Below are 5,438 nucleotides of genomic sequence, written 5' to 3' on the forward strand. Positions count from 1 at the left end.
GGTCGTTGGTGGGGGCGGTGACCGCGGTGGCGTTGGGGGTCGGGTTCGTGGAGTTGCGGAAGAACGACGGGCCGGCGATGGACAGTGACCGGTGGGTGCAGCGGACGACGGGGCCGGACTACCGCGATCGGCATGTCGAGTTCGGCTTTCGGCGTGACTTGGTCAGGCCGAGTGATCGGGTGTTGATGGTGGACGACTGGGCCGATACCGGGATGACTGCACGGACGGCGCGGGAGTTGGTGGCTGATTGTGGCGCGCGGTGGGTCGGGGCAGCCTGCATCGTCGACGGGCTGACGGATCCGCGCTTGCGGCACGAGTTGCCACTGCGAGCGCTGCTGGACGTGCGGCAGCTGTAAGCGTGGCCTGCCGCCCTTAGGCGTGCCCCGTGTGGGGGCGGCAGGCGTCGGCGGTTGCCGGGCGGGCCAACGTTAAGCGGTGAGCTCCTTCGCGAGCAGGGCCATGGTGCCGCCGCTGGGGTTTCGCTGGGTGCTGACCTGGGTGTAGCCGCGGGCGGTGTGGAAGGCGTGGCCGGGGCTGTCGGGGAGGTCGGAGCGGACCCGGGTGACCACTCGGGCGAAGGGCTGCGCCGAGCGTTCGATGGCGCGGTAGACGGTGCTGGCGACGCCCTGGCGGCGGTGGGCGGGGTCGACGACGATCCGGTCGATGAAGAGGAACCGATCCCCGTACGTCGAACCGAACCAGCCGTACTCGAGTCCGTCGTACGCCGATCCCGGGGTGAAGGTGAGGAGGAAGGCGGTCAGCTTGTCGTCGTCCTCGACGACCACGGCGTGGGCCGCGATCAGCCGGAGCCAGTCGAGGCGGTCCATTCCGAGCGGGTCGACCAGGCCGGCCGCGGCCGCGGTGGCGTTGAGGGTGAGCACCGAGGCGTAATCGGCTGGGATGAGCGGGCGGAGTTTCACCTGGTCAGAGTCCCATGGAAGGCCTATTCCAGGGGAGGGGTCTCCCTGGCCGAACCCCGATCCTGACCCCGAAATCGGTGATCGGCCTTGGGAATGACCCGGGGTTCGGGCACTGTTGAGTCAAGTAGGCTCAACTCCAGGTTCCACGGATTTGAATACCGGGCGACCGAACGGCAATATTGAGTCTGTATCACTCAACTCGTGGAGGTAAAGCATGGCCCGCGCGGTCGGTATCGATCTCGGTACGACGAACTCCGTCATCGCCGTACTGGAAGGTGGCGAGCCCACCGTCATCCCCAACGCCGAGGGAGCGCGCACGACGCCCTCGGTGGTGGCATTCGCCAAGAACGGCGAGGTCCTGGTCGGCGAGGTCGCCAAGCGCCAGGCCACGACGAACGTCGACCGGACGATCCGCTCGGTCAAGCGCCACATGGGCGAGGACTGGTCGGTCGACATCGACGGCAAGAAGTTCAACCCGCAGCAGATCAGCGCCTTCGTGCTGCAGAAGCTGAAGCGGGACGCCGAGGCGTACCTCGGGGAGCAGGTCACGGACGCGGTCATCACCGTGCCGGCCTACTTCTCCGACGCGCAGCGCCAGGCGACCAAGGAGGCCGGCGAGATCGCGGGCCTGAAGGTGCACCGGATCGTCAACGAGCCGACCGCGGCCGCGCTGGCCTACGGCCTCGACAAGGGCGCCGAGCAGACCATCCTGGTCTTCGACCTCGGTGGTGGCACGTTCGACGTGTCGCTGCTGGAGATCGGTGACGGCGTCTTCGAGGTGAAGGCCACCTCCGGTGACAACCACCTCGGTGGTGACGACTGGGACCTGCGCATCGTCGAGTGGCTGGTCAAGCAGTTCAAGAACAAGAACGGCACCGACCTGTCCGGCGACAAGATGGCCATGCAGCGGCTGCAGGAAGCCGCCGAGAAGGCCAAGATCGAGCTCTCGAGCGCCGCCGAGACGAGCATCCACCTGCCGTACCTGAGCCTGACCGACTCCGGCCCGCTGCACCTGGAGGAGAAGCTCTCCCGGGCCGAGTTCCAGAAGCTCACCAACGACCTGCTCGAGCGCGCCCGCGCGCCGTTCAAGGCTGTCATCAAGGACGCCGGCGTCGACGTGTCGAAGGTTGACCACGTCATCCTCGTCGGTGGCTCCACCCGGATGCCCGCGGTCGCCGAGCTCGTCAAGGAGCTGACCGCCGGCAAGGACCCGAACAAGGGCGTCAACCCGGACGAGGTCGTTGCTGTCGGCGCCTCCCTGCAGGCCGGTGTGCTGAAGGGTGAGGTCAAGGACGTCCTGCTGCTCGACGTGACCCCGCTGAGCCTGGGCATCGAGACCAAGGGTGGCGTGTTCACCAAGATCATCGAGCGCAACACCACGATCCCGACCAAGGGCTCGGAGATCTTCACCACCGCCGAGGACAACCAGCCGTCGGTGATGATCCAGGTCTACCAGGGTGAGCGCGAGATGGCCCGCGACAACAAGTCGCTCGGCAACTTCGAGCTGACCGGCCTGCCGCCGTCGCCGCGCAACGTGCCGCAGATCGAGGTCACCTTCGACATCGACGCCAACGGCATCGTGCACGTGAACGCCAAGGACCTGGCCACCGGCAAGGAGCAGCGGATGACGGTGACCGGTGGCTCCGCGCTGCCGAAGACCGACATCGACCAGATGGTCCGCGACGCCGAGCAGTACGCCGAGGAGGACCGGCTGCGCCGCGAGGCCGTCGAGTCCCGTAACCAGTCCGAGGGCTTGGTCTACCAGACCGAGAAGTTCCTGCAGGAGAACGAGGACAAGGTCCCCGACGACGTCAAGACCGAGGTCAAGGACGGCATCGCGGAGCTGAAGAAGGCGCTCGAGGGCACCGACGACGAGGCCATCAAGACCGCGTCGGAGAAGCTGTCGCAGTCCAGCCAGAAGATGGGCGCCGCGATGTACGCGAACGCCGCTGCCGCCGGCGGCTCCGAAGAAGGCGGCGCGCCGACCGACGAGCAGGCCAAGGCCGACAACGACGACGATGTTGTCGACGCCGAGATCGTGGACGAGGACCGGCCGCAGGACAAGAAGGCGGACGACAAGTGACGGATGGATCCACTGGTAGCGAGTTCGGCGACGGAGACCCCGTCGTCCGCGACAAGCGCCGGATCGACCCGGAGACCGGAGAGGTGCGGGAGCCCACTGAGACATCAGCTGACGCTCCCGCCGGAGCAGGAGTTCCGGACGACATCTCGTCGCTGACGGGTCCGTCGGCTCAGGAGGCCCTCCTCACGGAGGCGCTTTCGGAGCGTACGGCGGACCTCCAGCGGCTGCAGGCGGAGTACGTGAACTACAAGCGCCGGGTGGACCGGGACCGGGAGGCGAGCCGTGAGCTCGTCATCGGTTCGGTCCTCACCGAGCTGCTCGGGATCCTCGACGATGTCGGCCGGGCCCGTGAGGCCGGCGAGCTCGAGGGCGCGTTCAAGGCGGTCGCGGAATCGCTGGAGCGGGTCACCGAGAAGCTCGGCCTGGAGAAGTTCGGCGAGAAAGGTGATGCCTTCGACCCGCGCATCCACGAGGCCTTGCTGCACAACTACTCCGACGAGGTCGACGGCCCGACCGCGACCATGGTGATGCAGCCGGGTTACCGGCACGGTGAGCGCGTCCTGCGGGCCGCTCGGGTGGCAGTCTCGGAGCCGACGGAAAAACTTCCGGACGCACCGGTGGAGAGCACTGCAGATGACGAACAGGCCGCAGACAAGTCCGAGTAGCGGGAGGGGAGGCGTCGGATGAGCACGAAGGACTGGATAGAGAAAGATTTCTACAAGGTCCTCGGCGTCTCCAAGACCGCCGAGCAGGACGAGATCAAGAAGTCGTACCGCAAGCTGGCGCGGAAGTTCCACCCGGACTCCAATCAGGGTGACGCTGGAGCGGAGGCGAAGTTCAAGGAGGTCTCCGAGGCGTACGACGTCGTCGGGGACGCCAAGAAGCGCAAGGAGTACGACGAGGCGCGGCGGCTGTTCGGCAGCGGCGGCTTCCGGATGCCGGGCGGCGGTCAGCAGGGCGGCGGCGGGTTCAACTTCGACGTCGGTGACCTGTTCAACCGTGGTGGCCAAGGTGGCGCGGCCAGTGCCGGTGGTGGGCTGGGCGACATCCTGGGTGGCATGTTCGGTGGTGGTGGCCGGTCCTCGACCTCCACGACCACCGCGCGGCCGCGGCGTGGGCAGGACATCGAGACCGAGGCGTCGATCGAGTTCGCCGAGGCCGTCAACGGTGTGACTGTCGGGCTGCGGATGACCAGTGACGAGCCGTGCAAGACGTGTCGCGGCACCGGAGCGAAGTACGGGACGGTGCCGAAGGTCTGCCTCAAGTGCGAAGGCACGGGGATGCAGACCTCGGTCCAGGGCGGCGTTTTCGCCATGACCGAGCCGTGCACCGAGTGCAAGGGTCGCGGTCTGGTCGTCGACCAGCCATGCGAGACCTGCCACGGCTCCGGCCGTGGCCAGTCGAGCAAGACCATGCAGGTCCGGATCCCGGCCGGGGTCCAGGACAACCAGCGAATCCGGCTCAAGGGCAAGGGCGCGGCGGGCGAGCGGGGTGGCCCTTCGGGCGACCTCTACGTCACCGTGCACGTGCACTCGCACCGGGTCTTCGGTCGCCAGGGCGAGCACCTGACGCTGAACGTCCCGGTGAGCTTCACCGAGGCCGCGCTCGGCGCCGAGATCAAGGTGCCGACCCTGGACGGTCTGCCCGTCACGGTCCGAATCCCCGCCGGTACGGCGAACGGCAGCAAACTGCGCGTTCGGGGCAAGGGTTCGGCGCGCCGGGACGGCACCAAGGGCGACATGCTGTTGACGTTGGAGGTCCAGGTCCCGCACGAGTTGACCGACGAGCAGCGCACCAAGCTGCAGGAGTTCAACTCGGCGTCGGAGCAGCCTGATCTACGGGCCGGGTTGTTCGGGAGTTCCTGATGGCCTCAGGAGCGAAGAGCCGCCCGTTCGGCCAGGTGCCGACCTGGGACGACCGCACCCCGATCTACGTGATCTCGGTGGCGGCCCAACTGGCCGGCATGCATCCGCAGACCCTGCGGCAGTACGACCGGCTCGGACTAGTGGTTCCGAGCCGGGCGTCCGGCCGCGGCCGGCGCTATTCGGCGTACGACGTGGCGCGGCTGCGGTATGTGCAGCATCTGTCGCAGGAAGAGGGTGTGAACCTCGCGGGTATTCAGCACATCCTCGCGCTACAGTCGGAAGTAGAGGATCTGCGTTCCCGGGTGAACCAGCTCCTGGCAGAGGTCCAGCGCGGTGTCGGTGTCTCCCGACGCAGCACCGTCAGCCGGGTCTTCTCGGCCGGTCCGGCCGGCGACGTGATCGCCATGGGCCGCCAGCAGACCACAACGCGCTGGATCCGCACCCAGCCGCTGGAGCTCGGCCAGTACTAACTGAACCACCGGAGTGTCCCGAACCCCACCCCTCGGGGCCTCCGGATCCGGTGGAGGGCGTCGACACCCCCTCGACACCTCCACAGCCGAAGTCCCACCC

6 protein-coding genes are annotated in these 5,438 nt (G+C 67.6%); 5 read left to right on the plus strand and 1 reads right to left on the minus strand.

Going from position 1 to position 5,438, the window contains the following annotated elements; translation table 11 throughout:
* On the plus strand, positions 1-356 hold a 356-nt coding region (locus tag E1263_RS41770; RefSeq protein WP_132177916.1), incomplete at its 5' end, for a type I phosphoribosyltransferase.
* A gap of 72 nt (positions 357-428) precedes the next feature.
* On the opposite strand, the gene E1263_RS41775 is transcribed toward E1263_RS41770, so the two are convergent.
* Positions 429-920 carry a GNAT family N-acetyltransferase gene (locus tag E1263_RS41775; RefSeq protein WP_132177919.1) on the minus strand — a complete coding sequence of 164 codons (492 nt, stop codon included), beginning with the start codon at positions 918-920 and terminating at the stop codon, positions 429-431.
* Positions 921-1,134: 214 nt separating this feature from the next.
* Between E1263_RS41775 and dnaK the strand changes: the two genes are divergently transcribed.
* The 4 genes from dnaK to E1263_RS41795 are packed head-to-tail and all read left to right on the plus strand — an operon-like array spanning position 1,135 to position 5,338.
* Entirely contained in the window at positions 1,135-3,003 is a 1,869-nt protein-coding gene (gene dnaK, locus E1263_RS41780) for a molecular chaperone DnaK (RefSeq protein ID WP_132177921.1), read from the plus strand.
* On the plus strand, positions 3,000-3,668 hold the full coding sequence (grpE, locus tag E1263_RS41785; RefSeq protein WP_238162053.1) for a nucleotide exchange factor GrpE: 669 nt from the start codon (positions 3,000-3,002) through the stop codon (positions 3,666-3,668). The genes dnaK and grpE overlap by 4 nt, the downstream gene beginning before the upstream one ends.
* 18 nt (positions 3,669-3,686) lie before the next feature.
* The gene (gene dnaJ / locus E1263_RS41790) at positions 3,687-4,868 is read left to right on the plus strand and encodes a molecular chaperone DnaJ (protein WP_132177923.1); all 1,182 of its coding nucleotides are present in this window, start codon (positions 3,687-3,689) and stop codon (positions 4,866-4,868) included.
* Positions 4,868-5,338, plus strand: a complete 471-nt coding sequence (locus E1263_RS41795) for a heat shock protein transcriptional repressor HspR (protein WP_132177925.1) — start codon at positions 4,868-4,870, stop codon at positions 5,336-5,338. Before dnaJ ends, E1263_RS41795 begins: the two co-directional genes overlap by 1 nt.
* Positions 5,339-5,438: the final 100 nt, after the last annotated feature.

Origin of the sequence: Kribbella antibiotica, from assembly GCF_004349055.1 — a bacterium.
Lineage (GTDB): Bacteria > Actinomycetota > Actinomycetes > Propionibacteriales > Kribbellaceae > Kribbella > Kribbella antibiotica.

What these genes read in the sequence shown, in the direction of transcription:
- dnaK (WP_132177921.1), top strand. Translation starts at nt 1,135, where the DNA reads ATGGCCCGCGCGGTCGGTATCGATCTCGGTACGACGAACTCCGTCATC.
- dnaJ (WP_132177923.1), top strand. Translation starts at nt 3,687, where the DNA reads ATGAGCACGAAGGACTGGATAGAGAAAGATTTCTACAAGGTCCTCGGC.
- E1263_RS41795 (WP_132177925.1), top strand. Translation starts at nt 4,868, where the DNA reads ATGGCCTCAGGAGCGAAGAGCCGCCCGTTCGGCCAGGTGCCGACCTGG.